The organism is Ferroplasma sp. Type II (assembly GCF_000496155.1).
In genome coordinates, this window is record NZ_KI542697.1 from 1887 (window position 1) to 26172 (window position 24286).

Below are 24286 nucleotides of genomic sequence, written 5' to 3' on the forward strand. Positions count from 1 at the left end.
CTCATTTTTCTTATTTGTCTCTACCTCTATATTCGCCATGGATGTTCCATCTATATTAAATTTCTCAAGTTTTTCCATGAAAGCTCTGTAATCCTTTTTTGATAGTATATGCCTGGACATTATCCTATTATCCCCTTTATTTTCTTCAGTTGATCGTTCACGTCCTGGTTATTCACCATATCGTCAACATACTCATATATCCTCTTTCCAAGCAGAATCTGGTTTTCACTGAACATCCACTCCTCCTCATTCCCAACAGCTTTCAAAAAGGCATAGTATATGGATTTCTGAATATCATTATACATGTTCTTTCTGCCGAATTTTATTGAGTCGGATTTTCCATAATTAAAATAATATGTAATCAAATCTATTAAATACTTTGAATTCTCTGACCACGGATCCATAATTTTTGATTCCATGGATTTCTTGCTCTTCAAGAGCTTTGCATTTTCTATAACCTCCACTGGGTTTCCCTTCAGGGACTTAATTTCAGAGTCCGTAAGGTCATACATTAATTTTACTATCTCGTTTTTATATTTCGGGAAAAGATATTCAAGTACCTTACGCTGGCTTGGCGATTCAAGCACGAATCCCTTTGAGGCTATTTTTTCCCGGATGAAGGGTTTTAATTCCTCATCAAATTCAAGTTTGTCCAGAAACTGGTCAATATCATATTTCTGGTAATCTATAATGTAATAATTGTTTTTCAGGGCATAATTGATCTTGTCCTTTCTTAAGTGAGTAATTAACTGTTTAGTGCTAATCCTCTTCTGTATGAATTCATTTATGATCTCTGGATTATCGGGTATAAAATCCATGAAGTCTGACTGTATTTTAAATGGAATATCAGGTAATAGCATATGTTTCAGCATTATGAAGACTATGTTATGGTCAAAATCTTCATAGACATCCAGCACAGCATTATAAACGGATACAGTTATCTTATTTCCCGAGGTTCCCAGTACTATTTTTCCTTCCTGTGTTTCAAAGGGTATATTCTCTTCCCTCAGAAGGTCTGATATAAAATCACTATCAATTTTTTCCCTACATGTTGCTGTAAAATAATTCTTAGTGGAATATACCCTTAATTTTTTTAATTTAACTGTATTAGTAAATGCCAGAAGCCTGTAAATATCATTATCATAGTTTTGTATCCCTGATATTATAAGTTCATCAGCTTTTCCTCTTTTACAGTAATTGACCGAACCGTAATTTGTCTTTATAACTCCCATGAGAGGGGCTTTTTCATTTTCCAGTATCCTGTATGTTTCAGAAATTCCTGCAAGGAACTGGTCAGCAGAATTATAATACTTTCCATAATTTCCAGACTCCTTCATTTTCTGTATTTTCTTTTCATAACCTTTTATGGGGCACATGAAACAGCTGTCTGTACATTTCGGAAGTATAACCTCTGGGTTGGCAAAAAAATTTTTAATGTTATCGATAAACGCTTTTTCAGATTCCCTTGAATTAGATTTTGTTATCATGTTTTATCCATATTTCTAATAGCCTCAGCCTTGACGGTTACAGGTATGGGAACCATGGATTCTATTAACTGTACTGTTACCTCCTCCTTTGCAGCATCTATTGCCGTAACTTTTGCCCTTTCACCCTTGAATGGGCCTTCCACTATTTCCACCAGTGATCCCATTTCCAGCCCAGAAACTGCAGGCTTTGGTGTGAGGTATTTTTCTATCTCGGATATATCTATATCCCCTGTAACAAATCCCTTAAAACCTCTTATTGATTTTGACAGCACTTCAACTCTGTCAGCATGCATGGTCTCAATAAAGAAATAACCCTTTATCTCATATGGAGACATTACAGCCATAACCTCATTTTCAGCATTCTGGTTTCCCTCTCTGCGTTCTTCCTTATCCCTTTCAGCATGATTGGAAAGATCTATTGCGATGTCGAGTTCCTTTCCTATTGTGCATTTTGCTATTTTAATTACAGGAACAAGAACTACCTTGAAATCCTTATTATAGCTGTTTATACCATCCTCAGATTTTATTGACAGTTCCACAGCAAGTTCATCGCCTTCGTATCCGCCTATGGGCGTATCTATCTCTAAGCCCAGGTCCCTTTTTTTATTTCCATCCAGTTCAAATTCATACTCTATTTCAACGTTTTTATTGCTGGATAGCGTGTAATTATCTTTCAACTTCAATTTCCATTCTATGGAAGGATCCTTAAGTCTTAGTGAAGTACTGATATTCACATTAAATTTTCTTTTAGAACCCTGTATATTCTTTATTGAAATATTCATGGGAACAATTTTTTCCCTGTCATCTTTTTCTTCTAATTTCTTGATTCTCTTATCGCATCCAGCATTGACAGTATCGGGTATATCCGATGTTAACCAGTCATATTCCATCATTAAATTCACCTAAAACACTATCTGCATTATATAATATATAATAAACCCTATTAGTCCAAGCAGGATTATTCCGGAACCGGCAATCAATACTACCTTTGTGTATTCATTTCCATTGGGTTTCTTGGCCATTTTCAGTATACGGGCATATTTGCCCTTACCAATGCCCTGAAATTTTCGTTCTATTTTATCCTGCTGTTCAACGAGTTTCCCCTCGATGCCTTTGTCCATTATATAGATAAGATAAACATAAAATAAAATCTTTTCTAAAATTTAAAAACAAAGTAATTAAACACTATGATTTCTATTAAATTTAATTCCAAAATATATCCAATTATAAAATATCAGTTCAAAAAAATAAAAAGTTTGTAAGGCAAAGCTGCCTTTCACATGGAGGTGATCCATCCGCAGGTTCCCCTACGGATACCTTGTTACGACTTAACCCTCCTCACCGACATCAGATTTGATTTAACCCTCTCGAATTAAACCTCATCCAACACCAACTCGGATGGTTTGACGGGCGGTGTGTGCAAGGAGCAGGGGCATGTTCACCGCGGGTTGTTGACCCGCGATTACTACGGAATCCAGATTCATGAGGGCGAGTTACAGCCCTCAATCCTAACTATGGACGGGTTTCGCGATTAGCTTCCCCTTTCGAGGTTGCAACGTATTGTCCCGTTCTTTGTAATGCGCGTGTAGCCCGGGAAATTCGGGGCGTACTGACCTGCCGTCGACCACTCCTTCCTCCAACTTAGCGCTGGCGGTTTCTCTAAAGTGCATGCATATTCTCATATACATTTGCAATTAAAGATGTGGGTCTCGCTCGTTATCACACTTAAGTGAACGCCCTACGGTACGAGCTGACGACGGCCATGCACCACCTCTCCTGCTATCGAGTAAACTCGTCAGGTTGACTCTCATGCACAGGTCGTTCCCGGTGAGTTTTCCGGCGTTGAATCCAATTAAACCGCACATTCCTCCCGTTGCGGTGCTCCCCCGCCAATTCCTTTAAGTTTCAGTCTTGCGACCATACTTCCCAAGCGGCCCATTTAACACCTTCGCTCCGACACTGCCTTCCCTCAACGGAAAAGCAACATCAAATGGGCAATGTTTACAGCTAGGACTACCCGGGTATCTAATCCGGTTTGCTACCCTAGCCTTCGTTCCTTACCGTCAGATTCGTTCTAGTTAAACGCTTTCGCCACTGGTCGTCCTTCCGGGATTACAGGATTTTACCCCTACCCTGAAAGTACGTTTAACCTCACCCGATCTCAAGTCTTGCAGTCTCTTCAGACTTTCTGGAGTTAAGCTTCAGGCTTTATCTAAAGATTTACAAAACCGGCTACGAACGCTTTAGGCTCAATAAAAGTGACCACCACTTGTGCTGCGGGTGTTACCGCGGCGGCTGGCACCCGTCTTACCCAGCACTTATTCCTCATGCTTTTTAGGAATGAGAAAAGTCTTGGCTATGCCAAGACACTCAAGCTCCCCGTGTCGCGCTTTCGCGCATTGCACAGTGTTCGCGCCTGCTGCGCCCCGTAGGGCCTGGACTTATGTCTCAGAGTCCATCTCCGGGCTACCCCTCCCAGGGCCCGTACCCGTCTGAGGCTAGGTGGTCCATTACACCACCTACTACCTGATAGGTCGCAGACTCATCCTTGAGCGTCTGAACTTTTATTGCTTAAACATTCCAGTTTTAAGCAATTATAAGGTATTATCCTCAGTTTCCCGAGGTTATCCCTTACTCAAGGTTAGATTATCCACGTGTTACTGAGCAGTTTGCCGGCATCTTACGATACCTTGACTCGCATGGCTTAGTCGGAACTTGATAGCGGTGGCCGCCGGCAGGATCAACCGGAGTTAATCCTACCTCCACTCTTATTAATAAGAAATTAGCGGCTTTGCCTTACATATCGGAACTCATCATATGATGAGAACTTCATCTGTCCCAATCCTGGAATATAGATTTCATCATTGCACTTTGTGCATATATCCATCTATTTGCTGTAGATTGGTTGTGTTGACTACTCTAAATCACTTAGCAATATTTAAGGATTTTCAATTTATGAACTTATATAAAATCGATAAAAATAATGAGATATTATATATTAATATTATAATATCTAATCTTTATATTCCAGAATACCTTTAAATTTCAGGGTTAGTGATATAAATCCATATCAAAAGATATATTTATTCCCACTCTTTTCATATCATTTAGAAATTCTGGATAGCTCTTGTTTATTTTTTCTACATTCTTATATTCGGTATGGGATTCAGCTATTATTCCAGCTATTATCGCACTCATTATCATCCGGTGGTCGGTAAATGCTATAGATTCTGGGTCTTTAATACTATCCCTTTTAATGAAGATAAATTCTTCATTTGTTACAACTGAGGCACCAAAGGCACGGCACATATCAATTATCCCTTTCCATCTATCAGATTCCTTTGTCTTTAGTCTATGATAATTGTAAATTTTCACACCTGCAGGCGAGAATATCCCTATTACTGATATTATTGGCGCTATATCAGGAGATACTGAGGCATCTACTATAATTTCACCCATATTATTTGCCTTCTCAACGTTAAGCTCTCCATTATGAAAATCTATGGATCCGGTTGCCCTGCGTAATAAATCCACAACAATCCGGTCCGGTTGAAGGGAATTTTCATTCAGGTTTTTTATTTTTATATTGCCAGAAAATATACCTAGAACCATGAAGTATGAAGCAGAGGAATAATCACCTTCTATATCAATATCTTTTATATCATAATTGCCAGTTGTTATAGAATAGTTATTACCATTACCATATACTGTAACCCCAAAATTGCGGAGACAACTCTCTGTAATTTTAACATAATCTTCTGACACCATATTGCCTGCAGTAAATTTTCCACTTCCCAGAATGGAATAATAATACAGCATAGCACTTATGAACTGGGAACTTGTGCTCCCATCAATCCTGACCGGCTTATTAGAAGAGTTACCTGCATCCAGCCTGTAAAATCCATCCTCACAGCGGTTAAAATTACTGCCTGCTTCAGACAGGGCATTTATCAATGTCTCTACAGGCCTTCTGGCCAACTGCCCTTCACCAGTGATAAGTGTCTGGCATTTTCGTGCTGCTAATAGTCCCAGAGAAAGTCTGTAGGATGTACCTGATTCTCCAGCATAAATACGATCCGGGCATCTAAAATCAGGTTTTATCCTTATACTTTTTTTATCATATACAATGAAGGCATTACAGGTTTCTGCAATTTTTATTGATATTATCTCATCATCAGAAAATGATACATTGTTAATTTTTATGGGCCTGTTGGAAAAAGCAGAATATAGTACATATCTCTGAGTAAAACTTTTTGAGGATGGTGCAAAAATTGTCCCAGAAATCTCTCCCTTTCTTATCTTTACATTCATAGCTAAGATATATTAATTTCTGTATTATTAAATCTGCTTTTTATAACATGAAAACCGTCAGATATGAGCTCTTTAAAGGAACTTTCCATAGAACTCTCCGTCTCATATACTCCAAACACAGCAGGACCCTTACCGCTTCTTCCCGCGTATACTGCACCAGTTTCAAGCATATGGTTTATTACAGGAATGTCAGATCCATCACTGAAAATGTGGCCATTTAGCATCATAGATTCGTATATGTAGCCATCTTTCAGGAGTTTTAATATTCTTCCATAAAAATTTTTATATCCAGAAAAATCCATGTTTTTCATTCCATATGTCTCTGTTTTTTTGTTTCCAAATTCCAAAATAATATATTTCTCTTCGATTTTATGCCTTGATATGATACTATTTCTGACGTTGTCCGTAAAGCAAAATCCCCCGTAATAAGCTATTGATAGGTCATCAAAAGCCCCTGTTATTGAAGTATTGTTATGCACCGATGCCTTAGATGCTATTTTTAATATATCCTCAGAATCCATATCGATACCATTCATTTTCAAAATTCCATATATTACTGAAAGTGTCATGGCGCTGCTGCTTTTGAGTCCCATACCCATTGGAATCTGGCTTCTTATATTTATTGAATATTTATCGGGCAATGTAAACATCGACCTTATGAAATTTACCGTATCTGCAACTTCAGCGGTAGGGAAAATATCAAATTCATTTTGATTAATTTCTGTATACATTGGCAGGTTTATTGATACTGCTGCACCATAACCGTTGATAAATGCAGACAGGACGGAAAGTCCACCATTAGTTTTAACAATCATATTATATTCACCCCTCATTTTAGATTTTCAAAGAAAATATTACGGAATTCTGAGTAATCTATAGATAAATTATATATTTTTTTCATTGTTTCTATGCCCTGCCCAATAAACATGTCAACACCATTTACAGCGGTTCCTTCTCTCGCCTCAACGGCTTTTAAGAATGGGGTTTTGAGAGGGTTGTATATAATGTCTATACCTGTTTTTCCCTTAATTATGCGATTAGCAGGAATTGGCATCCCTGTGTCCGGAAAGGTTCCAATGGGAGTGCAGTTGATAATTATATCGTAATCATTAATCTCATCATATCCTACTGTATTTATTCCGGCAATACTCTTTTTCCCGGGTTTTCTGGATACTATATTAATATCAGAATTATAATTTCGGATTATTGCGTATGTTATAGTTCTTGCCGCGCCGCCAGATCCCATTATTACAACTCTTTTACCTGAAAAATCAATGTTGTTTTTTCTGGCAAGCATAAGGAAACCATCATAATCACTGTTGTAACCGTATAATTTTCCTCCCTCGTTCTTCACCAGATTCACCGACCCGGTAGCTGAAACTATTTCATCCACATGATCTATGAATTTTAATGATATCTCCTTATAGGGTGCAGTGATATTAAATCCTGCCATTACCTCTCTGGCCAGGTCAAAAAATCCTGGTAAATTATCCCTATGTACTTCTATTGCAAGATACTGGGAATCTATCCCATACTTTCTGAAGATCCTGTTATAAATATCCTGTCCCACTGAATGCCCCACAGGGCTCCCGATCAATGCTGAAAAATTCATAGGTTATCCCTGTAAATATTAATGTAGCGCCTGAGCTGCGAGAATTCTATCTCACCAATTTCTGCCCTGCCTGAACCATTCAACATCACCATATTGAGTTTTCCCCCCTGCACCTTTTTGTCGTTTTTTATGTATGATAAGAGTTGATCTGTTTCAATATCCCTGAAATCTATTAATGGAATGCCATAGGCGGATACAGCGGTCCTAATTATATCATGAAAGGGCTGTGAAAATCCGGATTTGTAAGCTATATAACTTTCCAGTATCATTCCATTTGCAACTGCAGTTCCGTGTGATATCCTGTTTCCGGTATAGGATTCAAGGGCATGTCCTATTGAATGCCCGAAATTAAGGAGATAACGTACCTTTTTTGTATCATAAAAATCCTCAGAGACCACATCCAGCTTTATTTTTACGCTCCTTGATATTATATGTTCAAGGCTTTCAGCATTGTGAACCGAATCTATGTTATTCCTGAGAAAATAGTCGAAGAATGATCCGTCCCTGACCAGGGCCATTTTTATGGCTTCGGCTATGCCATCCCGTAAGATAGTAGGATCTGATTCAACCAGGAAATCCACATCATCAAATACCACATCAGGATTATAGAATGTCCCTATAGCATTTTTAAGATTCATGAAATTTATTGCATTTTTACCCCCGATGGAGCTGTCTACCTGTGCGAGAAGGGTTGTTGGAACACCTATAAGATGAATGCCTCTTTTATATACAGATGCAGAATATCCGATAAGGTCTCCAAGAGTGCCACCCCCAATATAGGATATGGAATTATTGCGCTCAATTTCCATGCTTATTAATTTTCTTACAATAATATTGAAATACTTCGTTGATTTGGATGCTTCACCATCCCTGAGAAAGTATTTGAATGAGGATATGGCATTGATTTTCTTTTTATATAGCTGTTTCAGGGCATAACTTACAAAGGAGACATTTTTCATGTATTTTTCCATAGAGCTGTTAATCTCATTTTCCAGTCCCGATCCTATGTATATTTTTATGTTTTTGCCATTTATGGACTTTTCCAGCTTCTCCATGAGTAATAATGTCAAGGTATTATATTTAACAATCGATTTCATGATGCCTGTACTATACACAATATAAAAAAATATAATTACATATAATTTATTACCAATAATGCTTCTTTTTGACGATTACAGAAAAATTATACTGGATGAAATTAAAAAAATATACAGTATACAGGACAATGACATGGACATAAATGGCAATTTCGGTGATTTTACACTTAAAATATTCAAATTTAAGGAAAACAGAGAGGAGGTTTATTCTAAAATCAAATCAATTATGGGCAAGGACTTCATAGATAAAATAGAATTGCAGGGAAACTACATAAATTTTTATATCAGGGCGGAAAAAATGCTTGATACTATAGACAATTCCCTTGAAACCTTTGGCATGTACCCCAACGTTTTTCAGGATACCTCCAAGGCGCTTATAGAACATACAAGTTCAAATCCTACCGGACCAATACATGTGGGCAGAATAAGAAATTCAATAATAGGAGACTCCATTTACAGGATAATTAACAGATACGGCACAAGGTCATGCACACAGTACTTTGTGAATGATTCCGGGAAACAGGTGATATCATTATATCTGGGACATATAAAATATCATAGGGATGAGGAGATGACTGTGGAAAATCTTCTGGACGGTTACCAGAAGATCTACACAAACATTGAAAAAGACCCCGATATCAAAAAAGAGGTACAGGCATTAGATGAAAGGTACGAAAACGGGGACAGCCAGCTAATAAAGGAAATACAGAAAACAGCATCTATTGTTTTGCAATCCATAACAGATTCTCTGGAAAAACTCGGCATCCATATTTCAACATATGTTTGGGAATCAAATTTTATAATGTACGGCAATGTTAATGAACTTATCAATTCACTTTCTGATAACCTGAAATCAGAGGGAAAAGCAAAATATATAGAAATAGGTGACAAAAAAATATTTCTGACAAGGCAGGACGGCACATCCCTATATTTTGCCAGGGACCTTGTATATCACATGTTTAAATCAGAAAATTTCGACTGGATCATAGACGTTCTTGGAGAAGACCATAAGGACCATGTAAAAAACCTTGACTACGTTCTTCATAAATTTCTAGATTTTCCCTCAAGAATCGATTACCTGTTCTATGGCTTTGTTTCTCTGGATACAGGAAAAATGTCCACAAGAAAGGGCAATATTATAACGGTGAACGATCTATATGAAAAAACCGTTGAGGAATCTGTCAGTATAATAAAGGAAAAAAGGCCGGATTATGGAAAAGACGAAATTGATAGGATAAGCCGGGCAATAGCAGCATCGTCAATCCGATTTAATATCGTAAAAATAAATGCAAACAAGCCCTTAACATTCAGGTGGGAAGAAGCACTTAATTTTGAGGGAGATTCTGCTCCATACATAATGTATGCCTATGCCAGGGCATGCAGCCTTATCTCTCGCTCGGGGAAAAGCGGAAAATCCTCAGTAGAATACAATGAATATGAAAAAAATCTCATCAAGGCAATATATTTTTATCCATATTATATACAGAATTCTGTGGACTTTCTCAGGGCAGATATTATGGCAGGGTACATGCTTTACCTTGTAAAATCTTTCAATGATTTTTACCTGAACTGTCCAATAGTAGGCACTGAAGAGGAGCAGAAAAGGATAAAAATAGTAGAGGTATTCAAAAAGATTATGGAGGACAGTGCAGAACTTGTAGGAATTCAGCTTCTGGAAAAGATATAATATGAATAATAATCCTACCAATAAGCTTATTATATTCTGAATTATCCATTTTTATGACAAAAACTAAGATAGTTGCCACAATAGGCCCTGCAAGTTTTGACGAATCAACCATTATAAAAATGGCCGACAAGGGCCTGGCCACAATCAGGATCAATACAGCGCATATTGAACCTGGCTATATCACAGATGTTAGCCGCCTCGTCTATAGAATCAATAAAGAGCACAATAAAAAACTTGGAATAATGGTAGATCTGAAAGGTCCTGAACTGAGAACCGGTCAGTTTCAGGATGGAATTTTAAACATAGTGGCTGGAAAAATATACCAGATTTCCGACAGTCCCGGGATTAAATCCGACATATCCATAAATTACAAAATTTCTGATTATATTGACAAGGATACTTTAATAGCCATAAACGATGGAAGGGTAAGATTCAACGTGGAATCAATAGGCAATGGGATAATAATGGCACAGGCAATGGATAATGGAACACTGCATGACAGGTCAAGGGTAAACATTCCAGGTAAATACATCGAATTAGGAATTCTTACGGATCGGGACAAAATGTTCATAGAGGAAAGCCTGAAGAATGATATAAATTTCTATGCCCTTTCCTTTGTTCAATCCAGGGAAAATGTATACGAACTGCAGGATTATATATATGATAGAAACGGCCGCGGTGACATCATAAGCAAGATAGAAACAAAGAGTGGATATGACAACCTGGAATCTATTGTAAAAGCTTCTGATTTTATCATGGTTGCAAGAGGGGATCTAGGCGTTGAACTTCCACTGAAGGAGGTTGCCATGGCGCAGAAGAGGATTATAAAAATATCACATAAATATGCAGTGCCTACCATAGTTGCAACACAGATGCTTGAATCCATGGTAAATTTAGATTCACCTACAAGGGCAGAGGTATCTGATGTAACAAATGCAATACTGGACGATACGGACGCAGTAATGCTCTCAGAGGAGACTGCAATGGGAAAATATCCGGTGGAAGCTGTAACATACCTTTATGAGATTTCCAAGTATGTGGAGTCCCAATCACTATCCTTCCCTGAACCAGAAAATTTCATGGTAGATCCCATAGCATTTTCCGTGGCAAAGGGTGTAAAAATTATGTCAAGTACCATTGATGTGAGTTCAATTGTTGCATTGACGAGATCCGGGCACACAGCAAAAATAATATCGGCAATAAGGCCGGTTAATGATATTTATGCAGTTGTACAGTCTGAATGGGTTGCAAGGTCCATAAACCTTATGAAAGGTGTTGTGCCGGTTATACTGCCTCATGAGTATGCACAGAAAGAGGATATTTATGAAATAATAAATAAAATTGCACCGCTGGGATTCCTGCAACCGGGAGAGAAAACAATAGTAGTCTCTGGGTCACCCTCACTCTATCTGGGTGGAACCAATAATATACGGGTGCTTTCCATTGGTCGCTTCATGGGCAGAGGATATCCTGCAGGAACCAGTGTCACAGGAAAAGTGGATCCCGATATACCTGAAAACGGAAACATCATATTGCTGGATAAATACGAAAACACAATTGATTATTCAAAATATAAGGCTATTATAATTAAATCAGATGTTACAAACAGGATAATAGATAAATTCCTTGATTTAGGAAAAACTCTTGTGTATAATGCAGAACTTGTAGAAAAGATAGATAAAAATATCACAATCAGCATTGATGCTGATACAGGCATTATTACAGGAATATAAATTTATAAATCATCAAAAAGGCTGTTGTTTATGGTATTTATGTACAAAGGCTTCTTTGAGTAATCAACGTATACATTCTTTAATTGAAGATATTCATTTATACCGTATTTGCTGCCTTCGCCGGCCTGGCCTGTCAGTCTAAATCCTGTATGGTATCCCTGTGATGCTTCAGGGCCTGGCATGTTTATGTAAAGTTCCCCGAATCTGATCTTTTCCGAAGCATCCAGCATAAGTTCTGGATCCTCTGTAAAGAGGTAAGATGCCAGCCCGAATTTTGAATCATTAGCCTTGGTATAAAGCTCTTCTATGCCTGAAACCTTTTCTGTGCCTATTATGGGCCCGAATATTTCATCCTGGAACAGGCTGGAATTCTGATCAACATTTTCTATTATCGTTGGCTCAAAGAAATATCCATTTTTATATTTTCCCTGGAGATTAGCTGCACTGCCCCCTGTCAGTATTTTATATCCTGAATCTCTGGCACTATCTACGGTTTTGGCCATTCCGGAAAGAGCCGCTTTGTTTATTAGAGGACCAACATCCGATGTTTCTGGATTTCCCAGTTTCAATTTCTTTGTGACGGCTAAGAACTTTGACATGAATTTATCATATATTTCCTCATGTATATATAATCTCTCAGCTGCTATGCACGATTGCCCAACGTTCAGATACTTAGCCCACACAAGGCTTTTCAATGCCCTTGTTATGTCAGCATCTTTCCATACCATGAACGGTGCTTTTCCGCCAAGCTCTAGAATCAGTTTCGCCATATTGGAAGATGCATTCTGCATTATTCTCTGGCCAATAGACGTTGAGCCAGTCATGGTTACGAGCCCAACCTTCCTGTGGTTTACTATATAATCTCCTATTTCAGATCCCCGGCCAGTCACAAAATTCAAAACACCTTTAGGAATTCCAGCCTCTATGAATTTATTGACTATCCATTGGGCGGTGAGTGGCGTATCAGAACTTGGTTTCAGTATCACAGTATTTCCTGTCAGCAGTGCCGGTGCTAACTTTCTAACTACCATTGCGGCAGGAAAATTCCACGGGGTTATTGCAACTACTATACCATATGGAACCTTATACTGGAAGATTTTTCTCTTTGAATTCGACCCTTCCACTATGTCCCCTGTCAGCTTTCTTTCAAATTCGGCATAGTATTGTATCTGGTCAATAACGCCATTAACCTCATCTACTGCTTCCCTTTTGATTTTTCCAACTTCCAGTGTAAGCAGGTTTTCAAGTTCCCCTCTTTTCTGTATTATTAACTCTTCTGCCTTAAAGAGAATCTTTGCCCTTTCAGCAGTACCCAGATCGGACCATGATAGAAAAGCAGATTCAGAAGCGTCCATGGCTTCATCCACATCATCCTTTGTGGCTGCAGGGAATGTGTCTATGACCTCACCTGTGCTGGGATTGTATTTATTCAGGGTGCTACTGTTGGAAGACTCTTTCCAAATTCCGTTGATATATATTTTCATAATAAATCATTCATACAATATATGAAAGTATTTTAAATTTTATGAAATTATAGATATTTTCATGGTCACAGTATTCAATATCCCTATTTTCAATAAATATAAATAGAAATTAATAATTCCATACAGTAAATTATCGGTGATTATTGATGAATGATGGGGATTTCATAGAACTAAGCTTCGAAATGAGAGCAGGACAGGAAAAAAAATTAATTTCAACCAGCAAGGAAGATTTAGCCAAACAGGATAATATATTCGATGACAAGAAGAAGTATAAAAATGCTGTTATTGTTATAGGCACAGAAGGTCTTTTTAAAGAAATTAACGATTCATTTAAGGAGGCAGAAATAGGCAAGGAATACGAAGTTGTGGTTCCGGCAAAGGATGCATATGGTATGAGAGACAACAAAAATATCAAAGTTGTTCCCATGAGAGAATTCCAGAGGAATAAAATCAATCCGGAAATCGGAAAAGAAGTGAATATAAATAATAAAGTAGGCAAAATTATTACTGTGACTCCTGGTAGAGTCTTGATTGACTATAATCATGAACTGGCTGGAAAAGACTTATATTATAAGTATCAGATTGTTAAGGTAATAGATGACCTCGCAGGAAAAATAAATGCAATAATAGACATGGACTATTCTGATTCAGAGAATTTTGTGGTGAAAATTCAAAACGACTCTATTGGCATACAGATTCCAGAAGAAGCAAAGTTTGATGTGAACTGGATAGATGCCAAGTACAAAATCGTAAATGATATAAGAAAATATATACCTGGCAAGGACATAGTTATAAAGGAGACTTACAAGAAAGAAGAGAAAAGTGAAGAAAAAACAGAAAATGCTCCTGTAGAAAAAAGTGAAGAAAAAACAGAAGAAAGCAAGGAAAAACCCAAGGACAACGTAAAAGAATCACAGTAAATGTTGGAACTTGATAAATTTATCTCTGTTGTGCTTGTTGAGCCCAAATATCAGGGAAATATAGGGGCTGTTGCAAGATCAATGGCAAATAGCGGAATAAGCGACCTTAGAATAGTCAAAACTCCTGTAGAAACAGAAGCCATGTATAGATCCATGCATGGTCGCTATATTTTAGAAAATGCTAAGACATTTAATACTCTTAAAGAAGCAGTAAAAGATTTTGAAATCATTGCCGGGACTTCAGATATTTCCAAATCTGGGGAAAAATTTCGCCGTGTCCCCACCGGTCCGGAAGATTTCTGGACTAATAATGGTCTGAAAGGGAAAAAAGTTGCACTGGTATTTGGAAGGGAGGATAATGGCTTAAACTATGAAGAACTTGGCCTGTGTAATTTCTTCATAAAAATTATAGGGAATCCGGAGTACCCTGTCTACAATTTATCACATGCTGTTGCCATAATACTTTATGAAATGATCAAGTATAACTATTCAGGCAATGCCACAATAACTCACGATATTATAGATCGGGATAAAATAGATACCCTTTCCGGCAGGATAGAAGAACTTCTTGGGAAAATAGATTATAATGAACCAGAAATAGAGACACTCATGAATATGCTTAACCGCATAATAGCCAGGGCAAATATAACGGATTCAGAATTCTTCAAGATCATGGGGATCCTGCGGCAGACTATAAACAGGATAAAATAAAACTATTTGGCAAACTTTATCATTATATATAAAATACGTGATGGATTAAGATGCTTTCTGTTCATAAAAGAATAGATGAACTCCCCGTAAGCCCATTTCTCCTAAAAATTACATTCCTCTCCTCAATGGGGATTTTCATGGATGGATATGTGCTTTCAATATATTCAATCGCCATACTCTATATGCGTGATTATTTTGATCTGTTCCCTGGAACACCATTTTATGTTTATTACATATCATTTATGGGTTCCGCACTTTTCATAGGTATGTTCTTCGGAAGCATAATACTGGGAAATATTTCAGATAAATACGGTAGAAAGAAGATATACGAATATGATCTTGTAATAACTATGGTGTTTCTCATACTCAGTGGCATTTCAACTAATATAACAGAATTCATCATATTCGAGATCTTAGCAGGTGTGGGAATAGGGGCAGATTATCCTATAAGTTCTTCAATCCAGGCAGAATTTTCACCCAAAAAACAAAGGGGAAAGTTTCTCGTTTTCAACATATTTTCATGGACAATTGGTGGAGTAGCACTGCTTCTTGTTGCAATTCCGGTTATACTTTACATACCCATATCTATTAACTGGAGAATACTCTATCTTACCGGTGCTATTATTCCCTTTTTTGTCATACTGTCACGTAGAAATCTTCCTGAAAGCCCATTCTGGCTCACAGGTAAGGGAAAGAACAGTGAAGCATTGAAATCATCCAATTATCTTGGCAAATCGGCGGGGGTTAACGTTGATGAACTTCCTGTTGTTGAAAAGGGCAATTCAAAAATAAGCGATCTTTTCTCGAAAAAATACCTTTATTATACTATTTTTGTGTCAGTAGCATGGTTTTCATATGATGTTTCAAGTTACGGGGTTTGGGAATATACACCATCCGCGTTTGCATACAGCAATTCCAGTATTATTATGGTAGTCCTTGCAACGTTGCTTGAGGAATTGCCGGTGTTTATCGGGTTCCTTATATGCATGTACTATGTAGAAAAAACTGGCAGAAGGAGCCTGGAACTCATCGGTTTCGCCGGTGCTGCAGTTTCACTTGCAATTTTTGCCGCAGTTTCAAATTTTATGGCACTGGGCATTCTCCTTACATTCTTCTCATTTGCAACAATGCATCTTTTCCATAATATGGGACCCACAAATCTTACCTATGATTATCCCGCAGAGATTTTCCCAACAAGGATACGGGGAACAGCTATGGGTTTTGCCACTTCCGTTTCCAGAATCGGCGCAATTGTAGGAACTTTAGCATTTCCAATAATCCTTTTTACATTGCCATTTACATACGTTTTGATGTTCCTTGTTGTGTTTGAAATCATAGGTTTTTCCATAACATTCAAACTTGCACCGGAACCAAAGAATAAAAGCCTCAACTGAGATTACTTTTTACATTCAATAAATTTATTAATTAATTATCAATATGGACGTATGTCGATCAAAGTAGAGAGAAAGACAAGCGTCCATTTAATAGACGTGATAAATAATTTGCTTGAAAGATCGAGGGAGAGCCAGAGTAGCTTCTGGCGCGATATTGCCTCTCGATTAAATTCTTCAAGAAACCATTACGCAAACGTGAATCTTGGCAAACTTGACAGATACGTTTCTGAGGGGGAAACAGTGGTTATACCTGGAAATCTCCTTTCATCCGGGATACTTCACAAGAAGATCAGGATTTCTGCCTTGAAGGCCAGCGATAAGGCCAAAGCAAAGCTTGCCGAATCGGGTAGTGAGTTCATAGAGTTAAAGGATCTTGCCAATGAAAATCCCAAGGGTACAAATTTAAAAATTATAAAGTGATACATATGATATATATTGACGGGGACAACCATATTTACGGAAGGCTTTCAACATATGTGGCAAAGCAGCTTCTATTGGGGGAAGAAGTAGTAATAGTGAACGCTTCTAAAATAGCCATAACAGGCAGCAGGAAGTTCATTCTTGAAAAATTCAACCACAGAAGAAATATAGGCAGTGTAAGAAAAGGTCCGTATTATCCCAGGACACCGGATCAGATAATGAGAAGATCAATAAGTGAAATGCTTCCCATAAAGAAGACAAAGGGACTGGAAGCACTAAAAAAATGCAAGGTATACAGCGGGATACCAAAATCACTGGCAGATGTGGAATTTGTCAAAATAGACAAGGCAATGAATACCAACGCAACAGGATTCATAACATTAGGAGACATTTCAAAGATATTAGGTGAGAACCAATGAGTAATGAAATACTGACAATAGGAAAGAGGAAAACTGCAACTGCCAGAGCGGTTACTCGCAAGGGCAATGGAAAAGTCCTCATAAACGGGAAACCGGTTGAACTTTATCCTATAGAACTTCTGAGGAATAAACTCGTTGAGCCTCTGAAGATACTGGGAGACAGGGCCAATGAAATAGATATTGAAATAAAGGTAAGCGGTGGCGGAAATACCGGGCAGACCGACGCAGCCAGAACAGCTATGGCAAAGGGAATAGTGAAATATTTCTCCGATGACCAGGAACTTGAAAACAATATCAGGACATATGACAGAACGATGCTGGTAAACGACATAAGAAGAAAAATGCCAAAGAAGCCTATGGGATCAGGAGCCAGGGCGAAGAGGCAGAAATCATATAGGTGATATCATGATAATACCAGTAAGATGTTTCAGCTGTGGAAAGGTTATAGGATCGGACTATGTAAAATTCGTGGAAGAATCAAAGAAAATCCGTAAAGATACTGGCCACGACCCAACAGGGGAGGAAAAATCCAGGATAATGGATAGCCTCGGACTGGAAAGATACTGCTGCAGAAGGATGATTCTTTCCAATGCGGACCTGATGGATGAGATTATATCCTATTCCTGAAGTTTTGTTAGATATTTAAGTAAAATAGGAAAGGCAGAATAACAATGTATTTCTGCTATTGAAAATTTTATATCCTATTTCGATATCCATAATGTAAGGGACCGTGGGGTAGCTTGGTATCCTACCAGCTTGGGGTGTTGGTGACTCCGATTCAAATTCGGACGGTCCCATTGACCATGGATTTTATTTATTTTTTAGCATTTTCTCTGCCGCTCCCATTCTTATTTTATATTTTCTTCCATTAATAATCTGATCACAGTAATTTTTTAAATCGTTATTTCCCGTTCTCGCCATGTAATGAGCATAATAAAGCGGTGAAACAGCGCGATAGAATAATACTCTTTTAATTGCCCTGTGAGAAAATTTTTGTTCATAATTTAAAAGTAAAGGATCAAGCGCAGCTATGGGATAATTGTCAACAATTGCTGCAATATCCAGTGCCATATCCCCATAACATGAATCAGACCAGTCAATGATGCCATTTATCCTGTCGTGCCTCCTGTTGATGATTACATTACCATTTGATAAATCTCCATGTATGAGGGAAAAGTCATCAGGTTCCAAATCAGAAAAAGCAGATTCCATTAAATTGACTATATTATTGAAATATGACTCTTTAATATGGTCTGCTAAAGATTCAGAAAACATCTGTATCAGGGAGTTTTCATAATATTTCCATGTTTTGTAATTGTATATATCTATGTCATTACTATGGAATTTATAACCATTATAGGATTTTAAATAATTTAAAAATCTTATAAAATCACTCAAAATACCCTTGCCCAGAGATTTAGAATTGTTTAACGGCACACCATTTATTTTGTAATATCCTCCATATACGGGTTCATCTTTGCTGATAAATACATACTCTGGAACTTTTACTGGGGGATTATGAAGAATAGACAACAGCCTGATTTCTTTCTGAAATTTTTTAACCATTTTCCTGGTTTTAGGGAATCTAAATACAATGGCATCATTAATGACTATTATGTAATTCATCCAGCCGGATTCTATTGCATAAAATTTTTTTATGTTGATTTCTGGAAAGTTGTTTTTTATCCGGCTGATTAAACTTTCCATAATTAATTCATCCACATTTCACACCAGTCAGGACGGATAATAAAAGTTGAAAATATAATTTTTTCCATTTAACCAATGATTTAACTGCCCGTTTAGCTAAATAATGGATTTAAAACTAAAAATTCTTTATAAAATTTATAAAATGAATTCTTAACATAGTAGTTAGGTATGCCTAACAAATATTTAAATATAAACTTAAGCTAACTTAAAAATACATCATAGACTGAAATATCCACATAATTTGAGGTTCAAAGCAATGAATATGCGTAATATTAACACAGGGAGAAAATTATTCAACAGAGATACATTAGTTCTATTCGGTCCTGCATGGTTAGTTATGATGGCGGATATGGACGCATCATCCTATATTGGAGCTGCACAGACAGGAGCAACTCTTGGATATGGACTTATCTGGCTTATGTTAGTATTAATTATACCCCTGTACATAGTCCAGGAACTTGCAGGCAGAATAAGTATAGCCACAAGAGATGGTCTCGGAAACATTATTCGCAAAAATTACGGAAAGAAAATAGCATCTCTGGTTGCATTGCCAATGGCATTAACGGATATGGTAACCTATGGCATCGAATATCTGGGAATAGGTATTGGTCTCGAGATAATGGGCCTTTCCATTTATTATACGATTCCAGCTATATATCTTATACACATATTGATAGTTACCCGGAAAAAATATAACCAGGCTGAAAAACCATTGCTCATAATGTCATTTTTCCTAATAATTGCATTACTCTTATCATTGTCTCTTCGTGGCTTCATATCCATGTCATCTCCTCTTTCTAATCCAATAATGATAAAACCCACTTCCGGATATTTTTTTCTGCTGGCGGCTAATGTTGGGGCTGTGATAATGCCCTTTATGATATTCTTCCAGGCATCAGCAACTGGCCTGAAATTGACTGGCATCGACAATACCAGCATCAAAATAAGCAGGCCCAGATCAGTGACCATAATGCGTAAGGAAACCTTAGCAGGTGCAATAATGACAGAATTACTTATGATTATTGCACAGATGGCCTTTGCTGGGATACCACATGCTTCACATGCATCATTTTTCTCAACGCCAGGAGAACTTGGCAGTGTACTGACGCCAATAGCCGGATCCCTATCACCTATTGTACTGGGATTTGGGCTTATAGGAGCAGGTTTCATAGCCCTAATAGCCATATCACTGGGAAGTGCATGGGGAATTGCAGAATCCCTTAATATTTCAAAGAATTCCTACTGGCTCGTCTATATACTCGAGAGTTTACCTGCAGCAATAGCAATCATGTTTATAAATCCATCAAGTATGATTTCTCTGGTGCTTTACTTGCTGATATTTTTTGTTTTCACCCTTGTGGCTCCAATGACAATGCTGTGGATTATAGGAAGAAATAAGAAAATCATGGGTGATCTCGTTTTGTCAAAAAAGAATGAGGCTGTATACCTCGTAATGTTTGCCTTGATTGTGGCAACCGCCTGTATAGCAGTGGCAACATAACTATTCTTACTGTTAATAACTGTCATTTCCAGGATTGATTTTTTACAGACATTATATTTATGGTAATTATAACGTAAAAATAAAAAAATTTATAATTATTGTGCTATGGTTTCCACCTGTTCCCTGGAACTTTTAGGCCCAAGAATCCCCAAATCTAAAACTACAATTGCAATGAATACCCATATTATCCCGAAGCTAGCTATAACACCATGAGGAAGGAATATATCAACTATAAACAGGGTTAGAATAGCCGTTGAGACCCTGCTAACGGCGTATACAGTTCCTGCTGCTGTTGGCCTTATCCTTGTTGGGAATATCTCTGCCTGGTATGCGTGGAAGAAATTAGAGAAGTTCCACAGTATAAATGTTGTTATAAACCCGAATATAACTATAAGGTATACATTAGAAACTATTGCAAATGCCGTTCCAAATATTCCTGCAAGCACTGCACTCCCTACTATGCCCCATTTTCTCTCAACCTTATCTATTATAAATAGGTTAAATACCGAACCAAAGAAAAACCCTGTAAAGATGAGGAATACGAATCCTAGAGTTGTTGGAAGGTTAAATCCCTTCTCAATAAGGAATAATGGGGCAAGTGATGTAAATCCGTAGAATATACCAGACTGGAAAAACTGGAAAATTATCATCATTATTGATCTTTTTCTAACATCCGGTTCGAACATATCTTTATATCTGCTCCTGTTTTCTTCTATTGGAGTGTTGGTTGTGGGTTTTGGCAGTTCACTCAGATGTTTAGCTTTCATGGTCCTCTGCTCCCAATCTGTTGTGATTTCATCTGCTTTTTTATATTCACCGTGTACTTCAAGCCATCTTGGTGATTCTTTCAGCCTTGTTCTAACAGCCCATATTGCGAATCCAACGACAGCCATGAACCAGAATAGTATTCTCCATGAATAATAAAGCGGGGCTATTTTATCCATTTCATATGTAAGAAAAGCTATGACAAAACCAGCTGTAACTGCGATAGTATACACTAATGCCAGACGGTTGCCACGAACCTTTGCTGGCATCATTTCTGTAGTAAAGGAATCCACTAATGGAAACTCACCACCTACTCCAATGCCACCTATGAATATAAATACAGCAATAAGGTAAGGTTGAGACATGAAACCCGCTATTAACATACCAAATGAGAATACAAGAAGATTGTAAAGGAAAACAAATTTTCTCCCTTTCTATCAGCAAGCCATCCGAAGAAAGCACTGCCGACAAATTCCCCCATAAAAAATGCGGTTGTTATAATAGCAGCACCCAAACTATGTGATATGCCCAACACCGTGATTACCAGTGCCAGTATTGCACCGTTACCAAGCAACATTAAGGTCTCAGCCCATTCTCCTCCAGCAACCATTAACAGGAAATCCCTCTGAACCGAGCTAAATGGCAGCCGTTCGAGTCTGTCTGAAACACTACCTTCATAAGGTTTATTTTGCATGAAAATACATATAACATTTATATATAAAGTAGTATTATAATATGTTAGAGTAACTAATATTATATAATTATTTCTTTTTTTAATTCTTCTATTTCGTCGTTAGTGTAGCCAAGGTCGGATAGTATTGTTTTGTTACAGTTTCCAAGTTTTGGAGCGTTATGAATATCCGCCACTGAAAATGGGAGCCTTGGAACCTCATAATTTTGATTGTTGTAGGTTACATTTACCATATATTTCATCGCCTGCGGATCATGTAGAAGATCCCATGGCCTGTTAAGCGTTCCATAACTTATATTATATAAATCCAGCCTTTTTTTGATTTCATCGTAATCAAGTGAAAGTAATTTTCTCTGAATTAATGGTATTAGAAAATCCCTTTGCCTATATCTTTCACTGTTACTGTTAAATTTCTGGTCAGAAAGAAGGTTATTTAAATCAAATCCAGTGCAGAATTTTTTCCACTGGTCATCTGTTGCAACAGCTATGAAAATTTTTTTATTATCTGCAGTTATGAAATAATCATATATCCCCCATGCAAAATTCTTTTCGTTTATTGGAGGGAGGTCGTATCCCTCTAACTGATAGGTTGCAATATGCTGCCCAGTAAGAAACATAGCAGTTTCAAAAAGCCCAATTTCAACAAGGCCGGATTTGTTCTCGGAAAGCAGTTGAAGTACCTTTGCGACACCCAGTATGGCAGCAACCATATCTACTATGGAAGCACCCATTCTCATGGGTTTGCCCTCGGTTCCTGTCATATACGCGAGACCAGATTCTATCTCTATTGGATAATCTAAAGACTTCCTGTTTTTGTATGGCCCATTCATATACCCTTTTATTGACATATATATTATTTTGCTGTTTATTTTCTTTAACTCTTCATATGAGAATCCCAGCCTATCCATTGTTCCCGGTGCCATATTCTCTATAACTATATCCGCAGTCCTGACTAATTTCTTGAACACATTTTTTCCTTTTTCTGTTCTGATATCCAGTTCAAGACTTTTTTTTCCTCTGTTGTAATACATAAAGGTACCTGAACTGCTACCACTTAACTCTCTTGCAACGTCTCCAGTTCCCGGTTTCTCTATTTTTATTACCTCGAATCCCATATCGGCAAAAACCAATCCTGCTGTGGGGCCTGCCACAATCTGGCCTAATTCAAGAACTCTCTTCATACTGCACCACCGGCAATTTTAATAATATCCTTTACAGATAATGCCTCCCCTCTTGATGCGGATTCGTCCTTTATCAATGACACAATCCTTTCGATTTTGTTCTCGTCGTATTTTACATTGTTATTTTTCAATATTTCTATAATCATCTTCTTGCCTGTGTAAACATTTACCGAATAATTTTTCTCGGTGAATACAGATCCATATGCCACGTGGGTTCCGGCCGTTTGAATTTTTGAGTTGGTTCCATATACAGGCATATTGTTTATGAAGAAATCTGGGCCAATTTTCCTTAATATGAGATTATACATGTAATTGTATGCTTTCCTGATGCCATTCAAATCTATGCTGGTCTCCATATTGTTCCTTTCCAGGTAATCAGCTATTGTAATAGAATCTGCAATGCCATTCCTTTCACCTGTGCCGAATATTGTAGTATCAACATAATCGACACCTGCCGATATTGCAGAGATTGTGTTGGCAACAGCCATACCATGATCATTATGGCAGTGTGCCTCTATTTTAATCTTTGTTGCATGTTTAACAGCCTTAATTATCTCACCTATTCCGGCTGGATTCAGCTCACCCCTGGTGTCTGGCAGCTGGACAACATCAACACCCAATTCCTCCATTTTAACACAGAATTTTAATATTTCATCAATACTAAACATGTCAATGTCCACGAAACCCACCTCGATAATTTTTCCAAGTTTGCATGCATATTTTATATTCTCAAAAATGGTATCCATATTGTCAATTCTGAAGGGGAGATGCAGGGATATGTTAGATCCAGTGTCGTTTATTATGTCAATGTCTGATTTTATTGTTCTGCCAAGGCCAAATACTTCATGAAAAAATTTTTTTTCCACAATATCTCTTGCAACCTCAAATTCTGATTTATGTGCGGGAGGATAGGCAACAAGGGCTCGTTTAATTCCTGCGGTAGATATGAGTTTGGCAAGTTCCATTTTTTCATTATATGACATGGCAAATCCCGGGCTCTGCATTCCTTCCCGCAAAGTATCATCAGTTAACATAGAAATATCATTGTCTGCGACTATTTAATCTATTAATATAACATATTAAAGAAAAATCAAGAATAAAAATGAATTCCTATAATTATATAAAAAAAATCGTCATTTGCTATATGGTTTATATAAGTAAGCTTA

Annotated in this window: 24 protein-coding genes, 1 tRNA gene and 1 rRNA gene; 11 read left to right on the plus strand and 15 right to left on the minus strand. The window is 37.5% G+C overall.

Annotated elements, in window-relative coordinates; all coding sequences use genetic code 11:
- The 9 genes from AMDU4_RS14140 to aroB form a co-directional block, all read right to left on the minus strand.
- The coding region (locus AMDU4_RS14140) for a DUF1947 domain-containing protein (protein ID WP_394324939.1) at positions 1–120 on the minus strand (120 nt) is incomplete at its 3' end.
- Positions 120–1487, minus strand: a complete 1368-nt coding sequence (locus AMDU4_RS02930; protein ID WP_021786496.1) for a hypothetical protein — start codon at positions 1485–1487, stop codon at positions 120–122. The genes AMDU4_RS02930 and AMDU4_RS14140, both read right to left, overlap by 1 nt.
- The gene (locus tag AMDU4_RS02935) at positions 1484–2380 is read right to left on the minus strand and encodes a transcription elongation factor Spt5 (protein WP_021786497.1); all 897 of its coding nucleotides are present in this window, start codon (positions 2378–2380) and stop codon (positions 1484–1486) included. Before AMDU4_RS02935 ends, AMDU4_RS02930 begins: the two co-directional genes overlap by 4 nt.
- A gap of 9 nt (positions 2381–2389) precedes the next feature.
- Positions 2390–2608 carry a protein translocase SEC61 complex subunit gamma gene (locus AMDU4_RS02940; RefSeq protein WP_021786498.1) on the minus strand — a complete coding sequence of 73 codons (219 nt, stop codon included), beginning with the start codon at positions 2606–2608 and terminating at the stop codon, positions 2390–2392.
- A gap of 160 nt (positions 2609–2768) precedes the next feature.
- A 16S ribosomal RNA gene (locus AMDU4_RS02945) occupies positions 2769–4238 on the minus strand.
- A gap of 300 nt (positions 4239–4538) precedes the next feature.
- A complete protein-coding gene (locus tag AMDU4_RS02950) occupies positions 4539–5798 on the minus strand; it encodes a 3-phosphoshikimate 1-carboxyvinyltransferase (RefSeq protein ID WP_021786499.1) in 1260 nt (419 codons plus the stop codon).
- Positions 5799–5800: 2 nt separating this feature from the next.
- Entirely contained in the window at positions 5801–6613 is an 813-nt protein-coding gene (locus AMDU4_RS02955; RefSeq protein ID WP_021786500.1) for a shikimate kinase, read from the minus strand.
- A 14-nt stretch (positions 6614–6627) separates the two neighbouring features.
- Positions 6628–7410 (minus strand): shikimate dehydrogenase, encoded by a 783-nt coding sequence (locus AMDU4_RS02960; protein ID WP_021786501.1) that lies wholly within the window; start codon positions 7408–7410, stop codon positions 6628–6630.
- Positions 7407–8507 (minus strand): 3-dehydroquinate synthase, encoded by a 1101-nt coding sequence (aroB, locus tag AMDU4_RS02965; RefSeq protein ID WP_021786502.1) that lies wholly within the window; start codon positions 8505–8507, stop codon positions 7407–7409. Before aroB ends, AMDU4_RS02960 begins: the two co-directional genes overlap by 4 nt.
- A gap of 58 nt (positions 8508–8565) precedes the next feature.
- Between aroB and argS the strand changes: the two genes are divergently transcribed.
- Both argS and pyk read left to right on the plus strand, forming a co-directional pair.
- Positions 8566–10194 (plus strand): arginine--tRNA ligase, encoded by a 1629-nt coding sequence (gene argS / locus AMDU4_RS02970; RefSeq protein WP_021786503.1) that lies wholly within the window; start codon positions 8566–8568, stop codon positions 10192–10194.
- Between the two features lie 53 nt (positions 10195–10247).
- A complete protein-coding gene (gene pyk / locus AMDU4_RS02975; RefSeq protein ID WP_021786504.1) occupies positions 10248–11927 on the plus strand; it encodes a pyruvate kinase in 1680 nt (559 codons plus the stop codon).
- A gap of 2 nt (positions 11928–11929) precedes the next feature.
- Here the strand turns inward: pyk and AMDU4_RS02980 are convergent, their stop codons facing one another.
- Entirely contained in the window at positions 11930–13411 is a 1482-nt protein-coding gene (locus tag AMDU4_RS02980; RefSeq protein WP_021786505.1) for a D-glyceraldehyde dehydrogenase, read from the minus strand.
- 146 nt (positions 13412–13557) lie between these two features.
- On the opposite strand from AMDU4_RS02980, the gene AMDU4_RS02985 reads away from it, so the two are divergent.
- From AMDU4_RS02985 to AMDU4_RS03020, 8 genes are all read left to right on the plus strand, one after another.
- Complete coding sequence (locus tag AMDU4_RS02985) at positions 13558–14331, plus strand: peptidylprolyl isomerase (protein ID WP_021786506.1); 774 nt, start codon at positions 13558–13560, stop codon at positions 14329–14331.
- Entirely contained in the window at positions 14332–15042 is a 711-nt protein-coding gene (locus AMDU4_RS02990) for an RNA methyltransferase (RefSeq protein WP_021786507.1), read from the plus strand. It begins immediately after the preceding gene.
- 50 nt (positions 15043–15092) lie between these two features.
- Positions 15093–16436, plus strand: coding sequence for an MFS transporter (locus AMDU4_RS02995; RefSeq protein ID WP_021786508.1), 1344 nt, complete (start codon positions 15093–15095; stop codon positions 16434–16436).
- Between the two features lie 51 nt (positions 16437–16487).
- The gene (locus AMDU4_RS03000) at positions 16488–16856 is read left to right on the plus strand and encodes a 50S ribosomal protein L18e (protein WP_021786509.1); all 369 of its coding nucleotides are present in this window, start codon (positions 16488–16490) and stop codon (positions 16854–16856) included.
- Between the two features lie 5 nt (positions 16857–16861).
- Positions 16862–17275 (plus strand): 50S ribosomal protein L13, encoded by a 414-nt coding sequence (locus AMDU4_RS03005; protein WP_021786510.1) that lies wholly within the window; start codon positions 16862–16864, stop codon positions 17273–17275.
- Complete coding sequence (locus tag AMDU4_RS03010) at positions 17272–17676, plus strand: 30S ribosomal protein S9 (RefSeq protein ID WP_021786511.1); 405 nt, start codon at positions 17272–17274, stop codon at positions 17674–17676. The genes AMDU4_RS03005 and AMDU4_RS03010 overlap by 4 nt, the downstream gene beginning before the upstream one ends.
- Positions 17677–17680: 4 nt before the next feature.
- The gene (locus AMDU4_RS03015) at positions 17681–17902 is read left to right on the plus strand and encodes a DNA-directed RNA polymerase subunit N (RefSeq protein ID WP_021786512.1); all 222 of its coding nucleotides are present in this window, start codon (positions 17681–17683) and stop codon (positions 17900–17902) included.
- A gap of 97 nt (positions 17903–17999) precedes the next feature.
- A tRNA-Pro gene (locus AMDU4_RS03020) sits at positions 18000–18072 on the plus strand.
- Positions 18073–18085: 13 nt separating this feature from the next.
- On the opposite strand, the gene AMDU4_RS03025 is transcribed toward AMDU4_RS03020, so the two are convergent.
- Complete coding sequence (locus AMDU4_RS03025; protein WP_290704027.1) at positions 18086–18982, minus strand: phosphotransferase; 897 nt, start codon at positions 18980–18982, stop codon at positions 18086–18088.
- Between the two features lie 262 nt (positions 18983–19244).
- Between AMDU4_RS03025 and AMDU4_RS03030 the strand changes: the two genes are divergently transcribed.
- Entirely contained in the window at positions 19245–20483 is a 1239-nt protein-coding gene (locus tag AMDU4_RS03030) for an NRAMP family divalent metal transporter (RefSeq protein WP_021786514.1), read from the plus strand.
- Between the two features lie 95 nt (positions 20484–20578).
- On the opposite strand, the gene AMDU4_RS03035 is transcribed toward AMDU4_RS03030, so the two are convergent.
- Genes AMDU4_RS03035 through AMDU4_RS03050 form a run of 4 tightly spaced genes read right to left on the minus strand, consistent with a single transcriptional unit; the run spans position 20579 to position 24154 of the window.
- A complete protein-coding gene (locus tag AMDU4_RS03035) occupies positions 20579–21631 on the minus strand; it encodes an MFS transporter (protein WP_021786515.1) in 1053 nt (350 codons plus the stop codon).
- Positions 21625–21942, minus strand: coding sequence for a hypothetical protein (locus AMDU4_RS03040; protein ID WP_021786516.1), 318 nt, complete (start codon positions 21940–21942; stop codon positions 21625–21627). The genes AMDU4_RS03035 and AMDU4_RS03040 overlap by 7 nt, the downstream gene beginning before the upstream one ends.
- A 59-nt stretch (positions 21943–22001) precedes the next feature.
- Complete coding sequence (locus tag AMDU4_RS03045) at positions 22002–23120, minus strand: CaiB/BaiF CoA-transferase family protein (protein WP_021786517.1); 1119 nt, start codon at positions 23118–23120, stop codon at positions 22002–22004.
- Positions 23117–24154: a hypothetical protein gene (locus tag AMDU4_RS03050; RefSeq protein WP_021786518.1), complete on the minus strand. Its 1038-nt coding sequence runs from the start codon at positions 24152–24154 to the stop codon at positions 23117–23119. Before AMDU4_RS03050 ends, AMDU4_RS03045 begins: the two co-directional genes overlap by 4 nt.
- Positions 24155–24286 lie beyond the last annotated feature (132 nt).

Excerpts from the sequence above, each read along its gene's own strand:
- AMDU4_RS02940 (WP_021786498.1), bottom strand. The coding sequence starts at position 2,608 with ATGGACAAAGGCATCGAGGGGAAACTCGTTGAACAGCAGGATAAAATA.
- AMDU4_RS03015 (WP_021786512.1), top strand. The coding sequence starts at position 17,681 with ATGATAATACCAGTAAGATGTTTCAGCTGTGGAAAGGTTATAGGATCG.
- AMDU4_RS02980 (WP_021786505.1), bottom strand. The coding sequence starts at position 13,411 with ATGAAAATATATATCAACGGAATTTGGAAAGAGTCTTCCAACAGTAGC.
- AMDU4_RS03035 (WP_021786515.1), bottom strand. The coding sequence starts at position 21,631 with ATGTTAATAGCGGGTTTCATGTCTCAACCTTACCTTATTGCTGTATTT.
- AMDU4_RS02990 (WP_021786507.1), top strand. The coding sequence starts at position 14,332 with ATGTTGGAACTTGATAAATTTATCTCTGTTGTGCTTGTTGAGCCCAAA.
- AMDU4_RS03030 (WP_021786514.1), top strand. The coding sequence starts at position 19,245 with ATGCGTAATATTAACACAGGGAGAAAATTATTCAACAGAGATACATTA.
- argS (WP_021786503.1), top strand. The coding sequence starts at position 8,566 with ATGCTTCTTTTTGACGATTACAGAAAAATTATACTGGATGAAATTAAA.
- AMDU4_RS02985 (WP_021786506.1), top strand. The coding sequence starts at position 13,558 with ATGAATGATGGGGATTTCATAGAACTAAGCTTCGAAATGAGAGCAGGA.
- AMDU4_RS03000 (WP_021786509.1), top strand. The coding sequence starts at position 16,488 with ATGTCGATCAAAGTAGAGAGAAAGACAAGCGTCCATTTAATAGACGTG.
- AMDU4_RS03010 (WP_021786511.1), top strand. The coding sequence starts at position 17,272 with ATGAGTAATGAAATACTGACAATAGGAAAGAGGAAAACTGCAACTGCC.
- AMDU4_RS02960 (WP_021786501.1), bottom strand. The coding sequence starts at position 7,410 with ATGAATTTTTCAGCATTGATCGGGAGCCCTGTGGGGCATTCAGTGGGA.
- AMDU4_RS03025 (WP_290704027.1), bottom strand. The coding sequence starts at position 18,982 with ATGGAAAGTTTAATCAGCCGGATAAAAAACAACTTTCCAGAAATCAAC.
- AMDU4_RS02995 (WP_021786508.1), top strand. The coding sequence starts at position 15,093 with ATGCTTTCTGTTCATAAAAGAATAGATGAACTCCCCGTAAGCCCATTT.
- aroB (WP_021786502.1), bottom strand. The coding sequence starts at position 8,507 with ATGAAATCGATTGTTAAATATAATACCTTGACATTATTACTCATGGAG.
- AMDU4_RS02930 (WP_021786496.1), bottom strand. The coding sequence starts at position 1,487 with ATGATAACAAAATCTAATTCAAGGGAATCTGAAAAAGCGTTTATCGAT.
- AMDU4_RS02955 (WP_021786500.1), bottom strand. The coding sequence starts at position 6,613 with ATGATTGTTAAAACTAATGGTGGACTTTCCGTCCTGTCTGCATTTATC.
- AMDU4_RS03045 (WP_021786517.1), bottom strand. The coding sequence starts at position 23,120 with ATGAAGAGAGTTCTTGAATTAGGCCAGATTGTGGCAGGCCCCACAGCA.
- AMDU4_RS03040 (WP_021786516.1), bottom strand. The coding sequence starts at position 21,942 with ATGCAAAATAAACCTTATGAAGGTAGTGTTTCAGACAGACTCGAACGG.
- AMDU4_RS03005 (WP_021786510.1), top strand. The coding sequence starts at position 16,862 with ATGATATATATTGACGGGGACAACCATATTTACGGAAGGCTTTCAACA.
- pyk (WP_021786504.1), top strand. The coding sequence starts at position 10,248 with ATGACAAAAACTAAGATAGTTGCCACAATAGGCCCTGCAAGTTTTGAC.
- AMDU4_RS03050 (WP_021786518.1), bottom strand. The coding sequence starts at position 24,154 with ATGTTAACTGATGATACTTTGCGGGAAGGAATGCAGAGCCCGGGATTT.
- AMDU4_RS02950 (WP_021786499.1), bottom strand. The coding sequence starts at position 5,798 with ATGAATGTAAAGATAAGAAAGGGAGAGATTTCTGGGACAATTTTTGCA.
- AMDU4_RS02935 (WP_021786497.1), bottom strand. The coding sequence starts at position 2,380 with ATGATGGAATATGACTGGTTAACATCGGATATACCCGATACTGTCAAT.